Below are 19,206 nucleotides of genomic sequence, written 5' to 3'. Positions count from 1 at the left end.
GCGGCAGGTTAGAATATCAATCACCCCGAACGACCAAGTCTTCCGCTTGACCTGATCGGTTGTTTAGTGCTATCAGGACGCGGGCGAATGTCGCTCTGGGCTGTTTATCGGCGGGGTGTGGACCTGACATGACACGCGGACAAGGCGGGCGGGTATTGTGGTGCATGTTGACGTTATGGCCGGCGATGGTGCTGGCGGACATGACCGCGGCCGAGGTGGCCTACCGGCACGAAGACTACGCCACCGCCTTGCACGAGTATCAGATCCTCGCCAACAGCGGGAACGTTGAGGCCCAGCTGAAACTGGCAGCGATGTACGAAGAAGGCCGGGGCGTCAATCCCGACCCGCAGCAGGCTTTCGCGTGGTACAGCCAGGCCGCCACCCAAGGCAATGCCGAGGCCCAATATCATCTGGGCGAGATGTACCGTACCGGAACAGGCGTGCCGCAGGACGCGACTTGGGCCCTGACTTGGTTGCGCCGTGCCGCCGAGCAGGGGCACGCCCAGGCCAACGCGCGTCTGGAGTCGCTTACCGGTTCCGCAGTCCTTCCAGCGGCGCGCGATGCGGTCCCCGAACATGCGGCCGACTTAAAAACGGCGGACTCCAAGCCAGCCACGGATGCCACCAGCGGTTCATCGGCAGTAATACCGGAGACGGCGAAGCAGGAAACGTCGACGCAAGCTTCTGGTGATCGCCAGGACCACACGGCACCTCCTGTTTCAAATAAGTCCGCGGAAGATGCAGCGGTAGCGCACGCCGCGCCAGAGCCCGGCAGCATACCGCCCACGGTTGAAACGCCGGCCTCCCCGCCGGCAGATCACACCGCGGCATCAACAGACGCCAGCCAGTCTGTCGCCGCGACGGCGAACCCCACCACACCCGCCGCTACTGCGCAGACTTCGGGCGGCGTCAGTGGTTTTTTCAAGCGTCTTTTTGGAAAATCCGAATCCGCCCCCGGCCTGGAGGATTCTGCAACAGCCGCGGCTGGAACGAAGTCCGCACCGCCCGCGCCGGCCGCGGAGCCCGCCGCCGCGGCGTCAACGACTTCCGTCTCCGCGCAAACTGCTGAAGCGGCCTCGCAGAATAACAGTGCCGCCGCAGCCGCAAAGGCAACGCCAAGTATGGAACAGGCGAAACAGGCGCTGTCCACAGGTGACTACCCTGCTGCGGCTGACGTCTTTCAACAACTTGCCGCGCAAGGCAATTCCGACGCCCAGTTACAATTGGGCATCATGCAGCAAACCGGCCAGGGCATGCCGATGGATTCGGCCAGTGCGGCGGTGTGGTACCGGCGCGCGGCGGAGCAGGGCAACGCCGAGGCCGAGTACAACTTGGGCAACATGTACCTGCTCGGCGAGGGAGTCTCGCAGGATGATCGCGAGGCTTTGAGGTGGCTGCGGCGCGCCGCGGATCAGGGCCATGCCGGGGCCAGGGCCAATGTCGAGAATCTGGAAAAATCAATCAACCTGGCGGAAACCGAATCGAAGGTTCCACCACCCAAGATTGAATATGTCCCGCGCCAGGGTTCCGTTGCAGGCAACGATCAGAACAACACGAGATCCTCGCCGGTCGGGAGCACAGATTCGCAATCACAGCCCCCCCCCCAGCCCGTTGCGTCGACATCATCCCCGGCGACAGAGAATGTCCCGGCAGTGGCAGCGGAAACCATGGCAGCGGCGGGCGCTACTGCGACCGCCGCGTCAACGGCTGCGCCGGCTGTCGCTGCTGCCACGGAAGCGCCCGGTAATGTAGCGGCGGCCGCCGCGCCAGCGGACAAGAGCGAAGGAGGGTTGTTTAGTTTTTTTGGCAAACTTTTCAAACGTAACGGCGGGGGGGAAGGCAAGGTTCAAGCCGCCGCCAAAACTGACGATAAAAATGCCAGTGCGGCGGCACAGGTGGCTGAGCAGATGGCCAATCCTGCCGTCTCTCAAGCGACGACGACCACTGATCAGAATACTTCAACGAACGCGAGCAGTCCCATCATGGCGGCGAATGCTCCGCCCGTCGATTCCAGCACGGCCAGCGCCGATGTCTCGGCACCTGCTGCGAATACCCCTACGCCTGATTCGAACGCGTCCAGACCGCCCGCGGCCGCTGAAGCCGCACCGCCACCGACCGAACCGGTCGTTGCGGTGAATACCGCCAGCAATGCGAATGCTGCGTCGCCTGTTGCAAATTCTGGAGCCACTGATTCCAGCGGCACCGCGGCCGCACCGACGGTCAGCACTGCAAGTCCGGAGGCAACGGGTAGTGGAGCGGCTTCGACGACCGTATCGCCTGAGATCGTCAGCAGTTCAAGTGTGGCGGCGGACGCTGCCAAGCCCGCTATGGCGGAAACGGGTCAGCCCGCCAAGGAAAACAGCGGCATCGGCGGGTTTTTCAAGCGTCTCTTCGGCAAAAAAGAAGACCATGCGGCCATGGCGGAGTCCCCGCCCACCACACCAGCGAACACAAATCCCGAATCAACGGTCTCCCGGACATCGCCTGCCAACGCCGCGCCGGCGGCCGTCGCCGGCAATGAACCATCACCAACCACCGCGCCCACTGCGGCTGAGAGTTCCCCCACCGCCACTGCCGGCGCCATAGCTACTGGATCGGTATCAGTCGCTTCTGCACCTGCAGAAAATGCGGTCGCAATGGCAGCCCCGGTGGCACCGGATCCCCTGGCGGCCGCCAAGTCGGCCATCGCCGGCCATGACTACGGTGCGGCATTTCGCATGCTCAAACCGCTGGCGGAGGCGGGCAACGCCGAGGCGCAAGCGCATTTGGGCTATCTCTACTACGCTGGCGAGGGTGTGACCAAGGATCGTGTGGAGGCGGTGGAGTGGTACAAAAAAGCGGCAGCGCAGGGTAACGCCGATGCGCAGTATGATCTGGCCGTGGCATATGCCTTTGGTGAGGGTGTGCCCCAGGATGAGAAGGAAGCCGCCGCGTGGTACGAACGCGCCGCCGTGCAGGGACATACACTGGCGCAGTTCAGTTTGGGGTTGTCCTATTCCACCGGCGAAGGGGTGGAATTGAACGACGAGAAATCGGCGGAATGGTACCGACGTGCGGCGGAAGGAGGGTACGCCGACGCGCAGTACAACATGGGCTATCTCTACCGCACCGGCAAGGGCGTGCCGCGTGATGACGCCGAGGCGGTAAAATGGTATCGCAAAGCCGCCGAACAGGGACATGCCGCCGCACAATATAATCTGGGCTATCTCTACCGCACCGGCAAGGGCGTGCCGCGCGATGACGCCGAGGCAATTCGCTGGTACCAGCAAGCCGCCGCGCAGGGCTACGCGGACGCCAAGGCCGACCTCCTTACCATGAATGTGGCCGGCGGCTCCAAGCCATGACGTGATTCAGGCGACATTCATGGCGGCCAAGGCATTTTTATTTCACACGATCATTCGACCGCTGCTGGAACGAGCAAATAATATAAATAATATAAAGACACTGGTCTCGCGGGAAACATAATTTTCAGGTGAACGCAATAAAATCGTGGCTGATGTTGTTCGGCTGGAGCTGCGGGTGGTCTTCCGTGTTGGCCCAGGAGCCACCGAAAGAGGAGGACGTGCTGAGCGGCCAGGAATTGCTAGAGGCCTGCGAAAATACCCACGATGAAAATCAACTTTGCATGACCTTTGTCGTCGGTTTGGTCGCGACAGTGGATGGTATGCAGGAACAGAATCCAGGTGAGAAACTGTTTTGCATTGATCCGCAACGCGTGGCGCCTGAAGACGTGCGGGACAAGATCGTGCAGTGGCTGAAAAGAAATCAGCCGCGCCTGCACGAGGCGGCATATATATTGGCCAGCGAGGCCCTGAACAAATCCTATCCCTGCCAGCCCTCCGCCTGACGTTCCGAGCGGGCCGCGAGCAAAAGGCGCGGCTTCTCGCAACTCGGGCATGCAAAGTGCACGGATTCCGTTCGAAAGTTGAGCCGCTTGTGCCGCCGTCCAGACGGTTCAGTCGTCGTTGTCGCCAATGACCGAAGCAAGCTCATTTAACAAATTCTCGTCATGTGACTCGGATTCTTTCTTGGCTTTCTGCGCCTTTTCATTGATGCGGGCGACCTGCTGTTGCATGCGGGCGAGCGTGTCGCGGCCGACGGTGGAGGACTCCTGTCGATCCTGTTCGTCGGACCACTCCTGAAGTTCGCGTTCGAGCTGTTCGAGAACCGCCTTGTTCATTGTCGAGTGGAGCAAAAAATTTCTCTCATTTTCCAACTTCTCGGCCTGCAGGGTTTCTTCGTTGATGATGGCCACGCGCAGCCGTTCGCCGGCCGCCGCTGCCCTGGCCTCATGTTTCTCAATCTCCGCGCGCAAGTGTTTCGCCGCCGCGACGGTCATCGGCTCATCGGTATGGGCGCGCTGTTCTCTCAATTGCGCAACGCGTTTCTCGGCCTCGTGCTGCGATTTTTCCGCCTCCGTGCGCGCCTGGGCGGTTGCCTCGGCGGCCCGCAGCAGCCGTTCGCGCTCAGCTTCCAGGGCGCGGCGTTCGGCAGCCATGCGGGCCTCCTCTTGTGCACGCATCTGTTCGAACTTTGACTTGTGTTCGGCAATGATGGCCTCGGCCTCTTCGGACGCCGCATGGCGTGCCGCCTCGGCCGCCTTCTTTTCCTGCTTGATCAATTCCAGCATGGCATTATTGCGCGCAAATTCCGCCTCCAATTTGCGCCGTTCCTCGGCCAGTTGGGACTGCGATGTCTCGCGCAGCTTGCGCTCCTGTTCTTGCTGTGCCTCCAGTTGCTTTTTTACCGCCGCGAGTGTCTTGCGTGCTTCGGTGGTTTCCTCCGCGAGTTTTTTGCGGTCGGCGTCCAACTGAGACTCGGCCTGGTTTTTTTGTTTTTGCAGGGCCTCAATTTCCTCGGCCTTGGCCCGGTACATCTCCTGCAGCCTGGCCTCTTCGGCCTTGAGGCGATCTTCGGCGGCCGCCTTCAATTTCTGCAGCTTGGATTCATGCTCCTGGCGCAGCCGCTCGGCCTCGGCCTCGGCCTGTCGCTTCTCATTTTCCAGTTGCTCCTTGAGGCGCTTCGCCTCCGCCATGATTTCCGCCGCCCGCTTCGCCTCGGCTTCGATACGATCCCGCTCGGCGCGGAGCTTCGCTTGCGCGGCGGGTTCCGCCGCCTGGCGATTCGCCTCGGCTTTCAATCGTTCCGCCTCTTCCAGCTGCAGATCGGCCTTGGCCACCTCCGTGCGCAGCGCGGAGGCGCGTACCTCGGCATCCACGGAAGCCGCTGCTTGGCGCACGACTGCTGGTGTCACGGGCACTGCTGGCGGCTCTACTTTCGGTGTGGCCTTGGCTGGTGATGTGGCGGATTTGACTGAGGCGGTTGTCGCAGGTTTTCCCGGCACGGCTGCAGGCGCGGGTTTGTTTGAAGCGGCGGCCGTAGGTTTGACCGGCAAGGGGTTTATATGGCGCAGGCAGCCGCTTTCCAAATATGAGGCATCTAGGCCGCGTTGCGTGAGCAAAAAGGCCGCCACACAACTGCGGCTGCCGGTATCGCAATAGGCAACGTAGGATTTGCTGCTGTCGAGTTTGTCGGCTTGAGTGCGCAGGACGTTCAGCGGGATGTTCATGCTGTCGGCGAGATGACCCTGCTGATATTCTTCGGGGAAGCGCACGTCCAGCCATATGCCGCCGCCTTCCTTGACTTGGGCCCGGGCCTGCTCGAAGGTCATCGTTTTGAGCAGCGGCTTCTTGATGAGTTCGATGAAGTCGTCCTTGGTCAACCTTCCCAGTTCACCGTCCGTCAGCATGCGCACCGTCGCATTGCGTTTGGAGCCCGAGACCAGGGCCTCCTCGCCAAAACTAACGCCCGTGCCGAGTTCGGCCAGACGGATTTCAGAGGTACCCTTGCTGGTTTTGCGGCAGACCTCGCAGCGTCCCGACTTGATGACGTAGTAATAATCGCCCGGGTCGTCCTGCTTGACGACGATATCGCCAGCCTTGAATTCAACCGGCTGCATGGTGGCAAGCAGCCTTTGGATATTGGACGGTGGAATGCGCATAAACAGTTCGGACTGCAGGAGGATGGTCATCCAATCGTCGCTGCCGCTCTCCCCGCTGATCTCGGCGGCCTCGATCCCTCCTGACGCGGCCGGTGTGTCATGACCCAGGCTGAGCAGTCGATCCATCAGCATTCGATTGACGCGCAATACCGTTACTGGCGTCTTGGCCTTGGCGGTCATCTGCCGGGGTTGCAATTGCGCCAGAGGATGAAAGGCCGCGCCGGTACCGCCCTCAACTTGTTTGATGAACTGATCGTTGGCGTACATCTCAATGGTGCCCTCAAGCAAATAATAAGAAAAATCATCACGGCTACCTTGTGCAAAAACGATCTCCTTCTTTTTCAGCTTGATGACCTGCGCTTCTTTGAACAGTTGATCCTGATACTGTGATGGCAGTCCATTGATGGGCACCAGCATCCGCAGAGAGTCTATGAAATTTTGCTGGGGATCGGCCACGAGAGTGTGTTCCGGGTTGAATGATTCAGGCGTCCAGATCGGGAATGAGCCGGCTCTTGAGGCGCTGGATCATGTCCTTGAGGTACAGCTTGCGTTTTTTGAGGCGGGTCAGGTGGAGTTGATCGACCATGGGATCCTGTGACAGGCGGCGCACCACGTCATCCAGGTCGCGATGTTCGATCTGCAGTTCCATGAGTTGTTTTTGTATCGATTTTATATCTTCATTGGCCATGGCCGCCCCCACCGGCGGCCGACGTCGCGCCCTAGGGCCGGGACAGAAAGGCCTAGGAAAACACTAATCAACGGCAGCCCCCGCCCGCTGTTCGATGCGTTAACTATAGCGCTATCGCATCGGCAAAAGAACAACCAAGCGTGGAATCCCCCGGATCGGGGGCCAAACGGGCAAATGGAAAGAAGCGCGCGAGCTTAGGAAGGAGTACGACCGACAGGGCACAAACGCTTGGCCAGATCGTCAAGCAATTGCTGATCATGCTCTTGAACAGCCTTGCGCGCTGCCTCGGCGCTGCGTTTGATCCGTTCCATATTTTCGCGCTGATTGGCCAGAATCATGCGCTGAATGTCGGAGTTTTCCAGATCCTCCTGTTCCCTGAGCCAGCCGTCAATGTCCTGCTGGATTTCGAGATGCAATGCGCTTTCCGCCTCTTCCTGGCGCGTCAATTCAACCTGATTCTCTTCGATTGCCGCCGCCGCCGCTTCCTCCGCTTGCAGCGCGACTTGAACGTGTTTGCTGGCCTCGCTGATGCTGTGCTCCGCCTTCCGGACTTCGCTTTGCCATTGCGCGGAGGTGGCAGCCGTGACATCCGCGCCATTGGGCGAAATCGCCCTGAGGGCCTGCAAATGAGTCTCGGCGGCTAGACGCGCGGCCTCCGCTTCGGCGCGCGCATTGACTGCAGCGGCAAGGTTTTCTTCGAGCTGCAGCGCTTCGCTTTCCAAGTGTTGACGCTCTGCCGCCAACCGCGCCTGCTCCTCTGTTTTCCAGCGTTCATGGGCAACGCGGTATTCGGCGACTATGCGTTCAGCTTCCTCGGCAGCAGCCTGACGCGCGGCCTCCGCCGCCTCGCGTTCGAGTTGCGCCTGTTCCAGCAGCCGGGCGTTACGCGCAAATTCTGTTTCGAGCTGATGGCGCTCGGCGTTGATCTTCATTTTTATTTCATCCCGCAGCTTTGATTCGAGTTCTTCCTGCTGCTGGAGGCGTGTGGCGATTTCCTCGGCGTTGATTTTTTGCAATTCTTCCAGCTGTTCCTGCAAATGCCGCGCTTCCTGCAATCGCTGGCGGGCCTTCAACTTTTCATCCGCCAACTGTCTGCGCTCCTCTGCCAGCTGGGTTTCCGCTTCCTGTTTTTCCCGCAGAACCCGCGTCAGTTCCTCTTCCTTCCAGGCATAGGCCGTTTCAAGTTTCTGTTTTTCCTCTTGCAAACGGCGGTCGGCCTCGGCGCGCAATTGCTCCAGCCGCTGGTCCTCCTCCTGCCGCAGCCTCAGGGCTTCCGCCTCGGCCTTGTGTTTGGCGGCCTCGAGCTCCTCTTTCAGCCGCGCCGTTTCGGCCAACGCCTGTCGGGCACGTTCTTCCTCGGTGTGCAACCGATCGCGCTCGGCCTGCAATTCCATGGCGATGCGTTTTTCAAACTCTAGGCGCGCCAGTTCCGCGTCATCCTTCAACCGCAGAGCCTCCTGCAGCCGCAGATTAACCTCCATCAATTCGGCATGGAGCGTCGAAACACGAACATCCGCATCCAATTGCGCAGCGGCTGTTTCTTTTGCGGCCGCTGGCATGATGGAGTCGAGTTCGGACTCGGTGCGTTGAGAAGCCGGGACCGGTGGTTTGTTGATGGGCGGTGGAAACGACAGGACATTCGCACCTTGGTTGGCGGCGGCTGTCTCGGCGGTCTGGGGGGCTGATTTCAATGCCCCGGACGCATTCAATCCGCCGCGCAAATGCATGACATCGTAGCCCCGCTCCGCCAGCAGAAAAGCGGCTGCCGCGCTACGCGCACCATCATCGCAGACCACAATGTATGTCGCATTACGTGCCAGTTTCTGATGCTGGAGGCGAAGCATGCTCAACGGGATATTGAAACTTTGAGGTAGCGAGGCCTTCGCAAATTCAGCAGCATTGCGGACATCGAGCCATTGCGCACCTTGGGCCGACTTACGCTGGGCCTCGGCGAAATCAATCTGGCGCAGCAATGGGGTGCGGATCAGTTCGATGAAGTCTTCCTTGGTCAACCGCATCAATTCGCCGTCCGTAAGCATGGTCACGGTCGCATTGCGTTTGGCATTGGCGACCAACGCCTCTTCGCCAAAGGAATCGCCGGGATGCAGTTCGGCCAGTTGCACCGCCGGACCTTTCTGACCGGGCGTGCGGCTGACCATGCACCGGCCTTCGCGCAGGATGTAATAGTGATTTCCGGGCTCGCCCTGGCGAAGGATGACGTCTCCGGCGTGCGCAGGGATGCCTTCAAGTTGCCTGAAGATGCGCTGAATGTTGGCTGCCGGGATGCGGGCAAAAAGCTCAGAACGCAGCAGACGGGTCATCCAGTCGCTGTCCTGACTGGCTTGGTCGATTTCCCGGACCTCAAGCAAACCGCCTTGATCGGTGAGGCAGTGGCTGGTCTGGTCCATGAGGGCGCGGTCGGCGCGCAGCAGGGAAACTGGGGTGGTGGCGCGCGCGGAAAACTGGCGCGGTTGCAGCTGGGCCAACGCATGAGCCGCCGCTGCCGTGCCGCCCGTTACTTCCTGCACCAATTGATTATCCCGATACATCTCGAGAGTACCCGCGAGCAGGAAATAAGCATAACCGTCGCGCTCGCCCTGACGGAAGATGAATACGCCCTTGGGATACTCTACGACCTGCGCGGATTTCAGTACCTGCGCCCGCTGTGTAGCGGGCATATTGCGCAAAGGCACCAAATTTCCGATGGCCTGCTCCAGCGGGAGAAAAGAGGCCGCCATAGTCATCGTGTTCACTCTCGTGGTGTAGTTATAATTGTGTACAGCTTATGTACAGCTCCCTCGCGGGGGCACTCCCCCGCCGGGCAAGATTAATTAAAGACGCTCCAAACCCCTCATGCAGAGGCAAAACGGCGTTTTGTGAGCCGTATCGCAGAAATAAAGGCGAAGTTTGTGAGCAGCCTCACATTTTTCATGATTTTGCGTTGATTAATCGAATAAATCACTTCGCCGGCTGGTTTTAAGCTGGCCATGTCGGCGCTTGTTTTCCAGCCGCCGCCGCCGTGCTCGTGCCGGCACAATGGTTTTATGCCGTTGCTTGGGCGGGATGAGTGCTGCACGGATGAGTGTCGCGAGGCGGCGAACGGCGTCTTTTTTATTGGTATCTTGGGTGCGATGTCGTTGCGCCCGTATCACCAAAATGCCCGCGGCGTTCATTCGTTGGCCCGCCAACGCGACTAATCGCGCCTTCACGTCTGCGGTAAGCGTGGACGAATGCCGCACATCGAAGCGCAGCAGTACCGCGCTCGCCACCTTGTTGACGTTCTGGCCACCCGGTCCGGCGGCGCGGATGAAGTGCAGCTCGATCTCCTCATCGCGCAAGGCCAGCGCAGGCGTGATTGGTATCATGATTGCTCCCTCCGGCTTGAATGCGGCGGTGCGCTCGGTTACTTTCGCGTCATGTCGTGCGCCCGTTTGTCACTGGAGGATACAGCGGTGTTGGTTACCCGGCCAGCCTCGCGCGCCGCACCGTTATGCGAGCGAATTCGCGAAGCCGGAGGCCGACCCATCGTGCTGCCGACCATTGTCATCACGCCACTACAGCCACCGGCGGTGCCGGCGGCCGCGGACATTTACATTTTTTTAAGTCCAGACGCGGTCGAATACGGCCTTCCATTTCTGCGCTCACACGAGATTACGGTGAATCACGCAATGATACTTGCCGTTGGCCAGGCAACGGCGCGGGTATTGCGTGATGCTGGCATCAGTGGCGCGGAGACGCCATCCGGAAACCTGGCCAGCAGCGAGGGTCTGCTTGCTATGTCCTGCTTGCGGGCCGGACAGGTGCGGGGCCGTCGCGTACTCCTGATCTGCGGTGTCGGCGGCCGCGCATTGCTAACGGAAAAATTGCATGCGCGCGGCGCGCGGGTGGAACGACTTGAGATCTATCGCCGCGATCCGGCGGAGAGCAATATCGTCGACGCCATCCAGACCGCAGGAGGCGGGCGCCCCGATGTGACCGTCGTCACCAGTGTCGAAGGCATGGAAAATCTTGCGCGCCTCATTCACGCGCAAGGACAGGAATGGCTGTTGGCCGTGCCACTCGTGGTCATGAGCAAACGCATTGCCGCCGAATGTCAGTGTTGCGGATTCACCGGCACGGCAAACGTTGCCCCCGGCGCCAGTGATGACGGGCTTATCGCGGCATTGGTCGAGTATGTTGACGCAAAAAAATCATGAAGAACTGAGGGTTTCGAGGAGATGCTGCTGGGCACTTTTGGGTTTGTGCGACCCGGGAGTGAGGTGCTTGTAACTACCATCGCTTTGCAGCAGCCAGGCTTGCGTATTGTCGTTCAAATAACTGCGCAAACCTTCATTCACAACGCGGTCGCGCAGTGAGGCGTCCTCAACGGGAAGGGCCACTTCCACGCGGCGGAAGAAATTCCGTTCCATCCAATCGGCGCTGGACAGATAAACGCGCGGTTGGCCGTTGTTGTGGAAATAGAAAATACGCGCATGTTCCAGAAAGCGCCCCACCACGGAACGCACCTGGATGTTTTCCGATACGCCGGCCATGCCCGGACGCAACATGCAGATGCCGCGCACGATGAGATCGATTTTCACGCCGGCCTGTGATGCTTCGTAGAGGGCGCGAATCACATTGGGTTCGGTCAGCGCGTTCATCTTGGCCATGATGTGGGCGGGTTTGCCCTGTTGCGCCAGTGCGGCTTCCTGCTGGATCAATTCCAGAATGGTTTTGTGCAGGGTGAAAGGTGATTGCAGCAGCAGCTTTAATTTGCTGGCGCGGCCCAGCGAGGTGAGTTGTTGAAACACGCGTTGTACATCCTCGGCCAAAACCGGATTGCACGACAGCAAGCCGAAGTCCGTATAGATGCGGGCGGTGCGCGGGTGATAGTTGCCTGTGCCCACATGCACATACCGCCGCAAGGCGCGATCCTCCCGGCGCACGACCAACGCCAGTTTGGTATGCGTCTTGTAACCCACCACACCATAGACCACGTGTGCGCCCGCCTCCTGCAACTGGCTGGCGAGTTCGATATTGGCCTCCTCGTCGAAACGCGCGCGCAGTTCGATGACGACGGTGACCTCCTTCCCCTGACGCGCCGCGTCAACGAGCGACTGCACGATCGTGGAGTCGGCGCCGGTGCGGTACAGCGTCTGGCGGATGGCCAGTACGCGGGGGTCACGCGCGGCCTGCCGGATAAAATCCACGACCGGGGCGAAAGATTGAAATGGATGGTGCAATAGAATGTCGCCGTTGCGTATGGCCTCGAAAACGTCCGCCTCGCTGCTGAGGTGGCGGGGCAGGGCGGGCGTAAAACCGGCGTACTTGAGGTCGGGTCGCTCGATGAGCTCGTGCAATGTCTGCAAACGGGAAAGATTCACCGGCCCGTGAACCTGATAAATGTCATCAGTGCTCAGGTTGAATTGCGCGGAGAGAAAGCTGATCATTTCGGAAGGACAATCGTCGGCCACCTCGATGCGCACGGCGTCGCCGAAACGGCGCGCGGGCAATTCACCCTCCAGCGCCCGCAGCAGATCATCCACTTCTTCCTCGTCGACGAACAATTCACTGTCGCGGGTGACGCGGAAGGCGTAACAACCGATGACCTTCATGCCGGGGAACAAATCGCCCACCCGCGCCTGGATGATGGAAGACAACAGGACGAACACCTGCCCCGTTCCCGCGTCGGCCGGAGGGGCCTCGATGATACGGGGCAGAGACCGCGGCGCCTGCACTATGGCAGTCCCGCTGTGGCGGCCGAAGGCATCCATGCCCTCCAGCGCCACCATGAAGTTGAGACTCTTGTTCAGGATTCTGGGGAATGGATGCGCTGGATCCAGCGAAAACGGGCTTAAAACCGGTAACAACTCACGGTTGAAATAGCGGCCCACCCAATCATTTAATTTTTCGTCCCATTCCCCATGTGGCCGCAGGTGTATCTGCTGCTCGGCCAGCCGGGGGAGAAGAATTTCGTTGAGCACGCGGTATTGATCACCGACGAGGGCATGTGCGGTTTCACTGATGCGCTTCAACTGCTCAAGAGGAGAGAGATTATCCGGCCCGCTTTGGGCAGCGCCGTGAACCACCTGCTGCTTGAGTCCGGCGACACGGATTTCAAAAAATTCATCAAGGTTGGTGCTGGCGATGCATAGAAAGCGCAGGCGTTCGAGCAACGGCACGGAATCGTCCTTCGCCTGTTCCAGAACGCGGCGATTGAACTCCAACTGACTCAACTCACGGTTGATATACAATTCAGATCGAGTCAGTGGCACGTCTATGTATCCTGAGATTATATGGAAACAAAATAAATCTTGGCCGCAATGGGATGATAGGGGGCCTTATCTGCGGCTCAATCCGAATGTTAACACGCAGACCATAAATATGGCTGTTAAGCTTCTGCATATAGCGTACGAAAACAGCATCCTAGAGGATCACCTCATTTTGCCCGCAGGTCGAGAGGAGAGAGATCAGCAGATTCTTGGCCATAGTCATCTAAAAAATATTTTATCAATAACGAGTTGTAATAAAACCGTCATAAATATGTAACCAAGAGATCATTTATGGTCTAGATACTTTCCCGCTCGTGGTATTCCTGATGAATTGCCGAACTATAACCATGAGGAGGGGGATATGTTGCACAAGATACGAGGCATTGTAATAACTGGGCTGGCCGGATTACTTGGCGCAGGCGTGGCGATAACGGCTGCCGCAGCCGTGACGGAAATCTCAGGCGCTGGCGCCACTTTCCCATATCCGATCTATGCCAAGTGGGCCGAAGCCTACTCACAAAGCACCGGCGTCAAGATGAATTATCAATCCATCGGTTCCGGCGGCGGCATCAAGCAGATCACTGAGAAGACGGTGGATTTCGGTGCCTCCGATATGCCACTGAAGCCCGAAGATCTGGACAAAGCGGGTCTGATGCAATTTCCCACCGTCGTCGGCGGCGATGTCCCAGTGGTGAATCTGAAAGGCGTGAGTCCCGGGCAGTTGAAATTCTCTGGCGCGGTGCTTGCGGACATTTATCTCGGCAAAATCAAGAGATGGAACGATCCCAAAATTGCGGCACTGAATCCGGGAGCCTCACTGCCAGATTCGGGCATCATTGTAGTGCACCGTTCGGATGGATCCGGCACCACATTCATCTGGACCAATTACCTCTCCAAGGTTAGTCCGGAATGGAAACAGACGGTCGGAGACGGTACTTCCGTGGCTTGGCCTACCGGAGTCGGCGGGAAAGGCAATGAGGGTGTAGCTTCTTATGTGCAGCACATCAACGGCACGATAGGCTATGTCGAGTACGCATACGTCTTGCAAAATAAGATGACCTACGCCTTGGTTCAGAACCGAGAGGGCGTTTTTGTTTCTCCGAGCAGTGCAGCGTTCCAAGCCGCGGCCGCTGGGGCCGACTGGCAGACCGCACCGGCAATGTATTTGATCCTGACTGATGCACCGGGCAAGGACAGTTGGCCAATTGCAGGGGCCACCTTCATTCTGATGCATAAACAGCAGGCCAAGCCAGAAGTGGCCAAGGCCGTGCTGGACTTTTTTGCCTGGGCCTATCAGAACGGTGATGACATGGCCGCCAAACTCGACTACGTGCCCCTCCCAGACAACGTCGTCAAATTAATCGAGGGGAACTGGCAATCCATCAAGGGTAGTAATGATAGTGCGGTCTGGGCCGCAGCGAAGTAGTTATCAATAAACGAACCACCCCGACCGCGTGCAATAATTGGGCTGTTTGTGGTAAAAGGCTGGGGATGGGGGGTAATCCCCCCTCCCCCTGTCCCGGCCCGACCGCGTGGCTCCATTTATAACTTTATGACACTAGCAATCAAACCGCCGCTACTAGACATACGGCCGTCCAGAACGCCACTACCGGACCGCTTGTTCCGGGCTTGTACCGCTTTTGCGGCTTTGCTCGTGTTTGGATCCGTCATCGCCATCCTGGTGGCGCTGTGGATGGGGGCTTGGCCGGCCCTGCACAAATTCGGAATCGGGTTTCTTGGCAGTACCGCTTGGAATCCCGTCACCTCGGAATTCGGGGCCTTTGTTGCTATTTATGGCACCTTGGTCAGTACCCTGGTGGCCATGTTGATTGCCGTTCCGCTTAGTTTCGGCATTGCTCTCTTCATCACCGAGCTGGCGCCGCGCTGGCTGAAACGCCCGGTCGGCACCGCCATTGAGTTGCTGGCCGCCATACCCAGCATCATCTATGGTATGTGGGGCTTATTCATCTTCGCCCCTCTGTTTGCCGATCATGTGCAGCCTTGGGTGACCGATCATTTGGCTGGCGTTCCGTTGCTCGGCTTCCTGTTCGACGGTCCATCCATGGGCATCGGCATGTTCACGGCGGGCTTGATCCTCGCTATCATGATCACGCCTTTCATCACCGCGGTCACCCGCGATGTCTTTGAACTCGTGCCGCCGGTGCTCAAGGAGTCGGCCTACGGTCTGGGCGCCACCACCACCGAGGTGGTGCTTAAAGTTGTCCTGCCCTACACCAAGATCGGTGTGATCGGCGGGCTCATGCTGGGCTTGGGTCGCGCACTGGGTGAGACCATGGCGGTGACGTTTGTGATCGGCAACGCATACCATTTGAGTTCTTCGCTATTCATGCCAGGCACCACCATCTCTGCCACGCTGGCCAATGAATTTACCGAGGCGGTGACGCCGATCTATACCTCCTCGCTGATAGCCCTGGGTCTCATCCTTTTCGTCATCACCTTTGTTGTATTGGCCCTGGCCCAGCTGCTGATACTGCGCACCGCTCAGCCAAGGCTACACCGGACGTGAACCAGCATCCATGATGACGCTTTACCAGCGAAGACGACTGTATAACGCCACACTGCTCAGCTTGGCGACGCTGGCCACTGTCTTCGGATTATTCTGGCTGGCTTGGTTGCTCATCACCTTGGTCGGGCAGGGGATCGGTTGGATCACACCCACCATCTTTACCCAGATCACCCCGCCGCCCGGCAGCGCCGGGGGACTGTCGAACGCCATCGTCGGCAGTATTATGCTGACATTGGGAGGTATCACGATCGGCGCACCGATCGGCATTCTGGCCGGCACCTATCTGGCCGAGTTTGGGCGCGGCCGGGTTATCGCCGCCATAGTACGCTTCATCAACAGCATTCTGCTGAGTGCGCCGTCTATCATCATGGGCGTATTCGTTTATGAACTGGTGGTTCTGACTACCGGGCACTTTTCCGGCTGGGCCGGCATTCTCGCTCTGGCCTTGATCGTGCTTCCGGTAGTGGTGCGTACCACCGAGGACATGCTGCGTCTGGTGCCGGATGCCATGCGTGAGGCGGCAGCAGCGCTGGGGGCGCCGAAGTGGAAGGTGGTGATGAGTGTCGTTTACCGGGCGGCACGCGCCGGCATTATGACGGGCGTGCTGCTGGCCATCGCCCGCATCAGCGGCGAGACCGCACCGCTTTTGTTCACCGCGCTCAATAATCAGTTCTGGAACACCAATCTTGGCAAACCCATCGCCAATCTGCCGGTGGTCATCTTCCAGTTTGCCATGAGCCCCTACGAAGATTGGCACCACCTGGCCTGGGCGGGGGCTCTGTTCATCACGTTCAGTATATTGTTACTCAACATCTTTGCGCGCTTCGCTTTGCGCGAACGCCTACCGGGACTCTAAACTTATGCGCGAAACCGAAATCCCAGCCTTGCGTCCACCGATGGTTGCCGACGAACAACCCCCTGTTCCGACTCATGCTGCGCCCCTACTCACCCCCGTCGGCGAGGGTAAAGCTGGGCCATTGCGAGGCGTCGAAAGCGCGCTGGCGAGCAAAGTGGTGGTGCGCAATCTCAATTTTTACTACGGCAAACAACACTCCCTGAAATCCATCAGCCTGGAGATCCCGGAAAAACGGGTGACCGCCTTCATCGGTCCGTCGGGTTGCGGCAAATCGACGCTGCTGCGCACCTTCAACCGTATCTACGAGTTGTATCCCAAACATACCGCCATCGGTGAAGTGCTGATTGATGGAATGAACGTGTTGAACAAGGATTACGATCTCAATATGTTGCGATCCAAAGTCGGCATGGTGTTTCAAAAACCGACCCCATTTCCGATGAGCATCTATGACAACATCACCTTCGGTGTGCGGTTGTATCACAAACTATCGCGCCGACAGATGGATGAGCGCGTGGAAAAGGCGTTGCGCAGGGCGGCGCTGTGGGACGAGGTGAAGGACAAACTCAACCAGGACGGCACGCAACTATCCGGCGGCCAGCAACAGCGACTGTGCATCGCCCGGGCCATCGCCGTGCAGCCCGAGGTCCTGCTGCTGGACGAACCGGCCTCGGCGCTGGATCCCATTTCGACGCTCAAGATCGAGGAATTGATCAACGAGCTGAAGGTCGATTACACCATCGTCATCGTCACCCACAACATGCAACAGGCGGCGCGCGTGTCGGATTTCACCGCCTTTCTGTATGTCGGCAATTTGATCGAGATGGGCCCGACCAAGACGATTTTCACCAACCCGAAGGAAAAACAAACCGAGGATTACATCACCGGCCGTTACGGCTAACGGCGGGCCCGGAGGATCGATCCATGCAATGGCTGACACATATCTCCCAGGAATACGAACGCGAGCTTGAAGACATTCGCACCAAGGTGCTGTCCATGGGCGGGTTGGTGGAGCAGCATCTCAAAATGTCGATTGATGCCCTCGCCATGAGCAAATCGGACATCGCCGAGGAGATCGCCACCAGCGATTTCAAGGTCAACAATCTGGAACTCGAGATCGACGAGGAATGCACCGAAATTCTGGCGCGCCGGCAGCCCGCCGCGCGCGATCTGCGCCTGGTGCTGGCGGTCATCAAGATCATTCGCGACTTGGAGCGCATAGGCGATGAGGCCTCGAAGGTAAGCCGCGTGACGTTGCGGCTCATCAACCTGGTCAGCCCGAAATCCTACTACGTCAACGTCCTCAATATCGGCAACCACGTGCGACACATGCTGCACGACGCCCTGGATGCCTTCGCGCGGATGGACCACGCGGCGGCAATCAAAATTGCCCATGAGGACATTTCGGTGGACCGCGAATACGACGCCGCCATCCGCCAGCTCATCACCTACATGATGGAAGACGCCCGCAGCATTACGGCGGTGTTGGACGTCGTGTGGATGGTGCGGGCCTTGGAGCGCATCGGTGATCACGTCATCAACATCTGCGAGAGCATTATCTATCTCGTCAAGGGCAAGGATGTGCGGCACCAGCCACTGGATGATTTGGCCAAGGAGCTGCAGGAAGCGCCTTCGACGTAGGTTCCCATGTCCGGCAAGCCGTCCAGCCGCTGTGGCTGGTGCACGGCCGATCCCCTGTACATCGCCTACCATGATGAAGAATGGGGCGTGCCGGTCCACGATGAGCGGCATTTATTCGAAATGCTGTGTCTGGAGGGCGCGCAGGCGGGTTTGAGTTGGATCATTGTCCTCAAGAAGCGCGAAAATTACCGGCGGGCGTTTGCGGGGTTCGATCCGGAGAAAGTGGTTCGTTTCAATAGCCGCAAACTGAAAAGGCTGCTCGCCGATCCCGGACTGATCCGCAACCGCGGCAAGCTCGAATCGGTGATTCAAAATGCCCACGCCGTGCTGAAGCTGTACGAACAGGGCGTGTCCTTGGCGGATTTTCTCTGGCAGTTTGTCGATTACCACCCCCGGCAGAACCGCTGGCGCAATTACCGCCTGGTACCGGCGCAGACGAAGGAATCAGAGGCCATGAGCAGGGCCCTTAAAAAATGCGGATTTAATTTTGTGGGCCCCACCATCTGCTATGCCTTCATGCAGGCGGTGGGCATGGTCAACGATCACGAACTGACCTGCCCCCGCCACCGGGAAATCAGCCGGCTTCCGGATTGATCCAAAGTTCAATCTGGTAGGATGGCCTCATGCTGACCGAGGCCATCGCCGACACCGCCGTACGCGTGCTGGAAACCACCGGCTATGCGGGCGCCTGTGCGTTGATGGCGCTGGAGAGCATGATCGTACCGGTACCGAGCGAGGCGGTGATGCCTTTTGTCGGCTTTCAAGTCGCCGACGGTCATTGGAACTTGTCGATGGCCGTCGCCGCCACCAGCCTGGGTTCCGTGCTCGGTTCTTTGTTGTCCTACGCGATTGGCTGTTACGGCGGCAGGCCGGTGGTGGTGCGGTTCGGTCGTTATCTGCTGCTGAATCTCCGCGACCTTGAGCGCGCCGAGCGGTTTTTTCACCACCGCCGCAGTTTCTGGACGATTTTTATTGCCCGATTCATCCCCGTCGTGCGGCACCTGATTTCCATACCCGCCGGGACCGGCCGGATGCCGTTAGGGCCGTTTCTGCTGGCCACGTTTTCAGGGGCGACGCTATGGAACGGCTTCCTGCTTTTTTGTGGAATGAAGTTGCGTGAACGATGGGAGCTTGTTTTGCAGTATTCCCATCAGTTGGACATCGCAGTCGCCGTGGTGCTGCTGTTGAGTGCCGGCTGGTATGTGCGCCAACGTCTTGGCCGCAATCCGGCGGGCTGAATTTCAG

Annotated in this window: 15 protein-coding genes; 10 read left to right on the top strand and 5 right to left on the bottom strand. The window is 59.0% G+C overall.

What is annotated here, in order from left to right; translation table 11 throughout:
* Positions 1-128: 128 nt before the first annotated feature.
* Both VMH34_06265 and VMH34_06260 read left to right on the top strand, forming a co-directional pair.
* Positions 129-3,344 carry a hypothetical protein gene (locus VMH34_06265; GenBank protein ID HTT08377.1) on the top strand — a complete coding sequence of 1,072 codons (3,216 nt, stop codon included), beginning with the start codon at positions 129-131 and terminating at the stop codon, positions 3,342-3,344.
* 185 nt (positions 3,345-3,529) lie between these two features.
* Positions 3,530-3,847: a Rap1a/Tai family immunity protein gene (locus VMH34_06260; GenBank protein ID HTT08376.1), complete on the top strand. Its 318-nt coding sequence runs from the start codon at positions 3,530-3,532 to the stop codon at positions 3,845-3,847.
* A gap of 108 nt (positions 3,848-3,955) precedes the next feature.
* Here VMH34_06260 and VMH34_06255 read toward each other — a convergent pair whose 3' ends face one another.
* The 4 genes from VMH34_06255 to arfB form a co-directional block, all read right to left on the bottom strand.
* Positions 3,956-6,457, bottom strand: coding sequence for a cyclic nucleotide-binding domain-containing protein (locus VMH34_06255; GenBank protein HTT08375.1), 2,502 nt, complete (start codon positions 6,455-6,457; stop codon positions 3,956-3,958).
* Between the two features lie 25 nt (positions 6,458-6,482).
* The gene (locus VMH34_06250) at positions 6,483-6,689 is read right to left on the bottom strand and encodes a YdcH family protein (protein HTT08374.1); all 207 of its coding nucleotides are present in this window, start codon (positions 6,687-6,689) and stop codon (positions 6,483-6,485) included.
* A 194-nt stretch (positions 6,690-6,883) separates the two neighbouring features.
* A complete protein-coding gene (locus tag VMH34_06245; protein ID HTT08373.1) occupies positions 6,884-9,433 on the bottom strand; it encodes a cyclic nucleotide-binding domain-containing protein in 2,550 nt (849 codons plus the stop codon).
* Positions 9,434-9,634: 201 nt separating this feature from the next.
* Positions 9,635-10,054, bottom strand: a complete 420-nt coding sequence (arfB, locus tag VMH34_06240; protein ID HTT08372.1) for an alternative ribosome rescue aminoacyl-tRNA hydrolase ArfB — start codon at positions 10,052-10,054, stop codon at positions 9,635-9,637.
* A 51-nt stretch (positions 10,055-10,105) separates the two neighbouring features.
* Between arfB and VMH34_06235 the strand changes: the two genes are divergently transcribed.
* Positions 10,106-10,885 carry a uroporphyrinogen-III synthase gene (locus tag VMH34_06235; GenBank protein HTT08371.1) on the top strand — a complete coding sequence of 260 codons (780 nt, stop codon included), beginning with the start codon at positions 10,106-10,108 and terminating at the stop codon, positions 10,883-10,885.
* On the opposite strand, the gene ppk1 is transcribed toward VMH34_06235, so the two are convergent.
* The gene (ppk1, locus tag VMH34_06230; GenBank protein ID HTT08370.1) at positions 10,880-12,943 is read right to left on the bottom strand and encodes a polyphosphate kinase 1; all 2,064 of its coding nucleotides are present in this window, start codon (positions 12,941-12,943) and stop codon (positions 10,880-10,882) included. The genes VMH34_06235 and ppk1 overlap by 6 nt on opposite strands.
* A 358-nt stretch (positions 12,944-13,301) precedes the next feature.
* On the opposite strand from ppk1, the gene pstS reads away from it, so the two are divergent.
* The 7 genes from pstS (at position 13,302) to VMH34_06195 (ending at position 19,199) form a co-directional block, all read left to right on the top strand.
* Positions 13,302-14,366: a phosphate ABC transporter substrate-binding protein PstS gene (gene pstS / locus VMH34_06225; GenBank protein HTT08369.1), complete on the top strand. Its 1,065-nt coding sequence runs from the start codon at positions 13,302-13,304 to the stop codon at positions 14,364-14,366.
* A gap of 126 nt (positions 14,367-14,492) precedes the next feature.
* Positions 14,493-15,467: a phosphate ABC transporter permease subunit PstC gene (gene pstC / locus VMH34_06220; GenBank protein ID HTT08368.1), complete on the top strand. Its 975-nt coding sequence runs from the start codon at positions 14,493-14,495 to the stop codon at positions 15,465-15,467.
* A gap of 10 nt (positions 15,468-15,477) precedes the next feature.
* A complete protein-coding gene (gene pstA, locus VMH34_06215; protein HTT08367.1) occupies positions 15,478-16,323 on the top strand; it encodes a phosphate ABC transporter permease PstA in 846 nt (281 codons plus the stop codon).
* Between the two features lie 121 nt (positions 16,324-16,444).
* Entirely contained in the window at positions 16,445-17,221 is a 777-nt protein-coding gene (gene pstB / locus VMH34_06210) for a phosphate ABC transporter ATP-binding protein PstB (protein HTT08366.1), read from the top strand.
* Between the two features lie 23 nt (positions 17,222-17,244).
* On the top strand, positions 17,245-17,961 hold the full coding sequence (phoU, locus tag VMH34_06205; GenBank protein HTT08365.1) for a phosphate signaling complex protein PhoU: 717 nt from the start codon (positions 17,245-17,247) through the stop codon (positions 17,959-17,961).
* A gap of 6 nt (positions 17,962-17,967) precedes the next feature.
* Positions 17,968-18,555, top strand: a complete 588-nt coding sequence (locus tag VMH34_06200) for a DNA-3-methyladenine glycosylase I (protein ID HTT08364.1) — start codon at positions 17,968-17,970, stop codon at positions 18,553-18,555.
* A 29-nt stretch (positions 18,556-18,584) separates the two neighbouring features.
* Entirely contained in the window at positions 18,585-19,199 is a 615-nt protein-coding gene (locus tag VMH34_06195) for a DedA family protein (protein ID HTT08363.1), read from the top strand.
* Positions 19,200-19,206 lie beyond the last annotated feature (7 nt).

The organism is Gammaproteobacteria bacterium (assembly GCA_035501935.1).
Taxonomy (GTDB): domain Bacteria; phylum Pseudomonadota; class Gammaproteobacteria; order JAJPIJ01; family JAJPIJ01; genus JAJPIJ01.
Note: the sequence above shows the minus strand (reverse complement) of the source record. Positions and strands in the feature narration are given on the sequence as shown.

Coding starts and splice junctions, on each gene's coding strand:
- VMH34_06250 (HTT08374.1), bottom strand. CDS start 6,689: ATGGCCAATGAAGATATAAAATCGATACAAAAACAACTCATGGAACTG.
- arfB (HTT08372.1), bottom strand. CDS start 10,054: ATGATACCAATCACGCCTGCGCTGGCCTTGCGCGATGAGGAGATCGAG.
- pstA (HTT08367.1), top strand. CDS start 15,478: ATGATGACGCTTTACCAGCGAAGACGACTGTATAACGCCACACTGCTC.
- VMH34_06195 (HTT08363.1), top strand. CDS start 18,585: ATGCTGACCGAGGCCATCGCCGACACCGCCGTACGCGTGCTGGAAACC.
- VMH34_06235 (HTT08371.1), top strand. CDS start 10,106: ATGTCGTGCGCCCGTTTGTCACTGGAGGATACAGCGGTGTTGGTTACC.
- phoU (HTT08365.1), top strand. CDS start 17,245: ATGCAATGGCTGACACATATCTCCCAGGAATACGAACGCGAGCTTGAA.
- pstS (HTT08369.1), top strand. CDS start 13,302: ATGTTGCACAAGATACGAGGCATTGTAATAACTGGGCTGGCCGGATTA.
- VMH34_06245 (HTT08373.1), bottom strand. CDS start 9,433: ATGACTATGGCGGCCTCTTTTCTCCCGCTGGAGCAGGCCATCGGAAAT.
- VMH34_06265 (HTT08377.1), top strand. CDS start 129: ATGACACGCGGACAAGGCGGGCGGGTATTGTGGTGCATGTTGACGTTA.
- VMH34_06200 (HTT08364.1), top strand. CDS start 17,968: ATGTCCGGCAAGCCGTCCAGCCGCTGTGGCTGGTGCACGGCCGATCCC.
- pstC (HTT08368.1), top strand. CDS start 14,493: ATGACACTAGCAATCAAACCGCCGCTACTAGACATACGGCCGTCCAGA.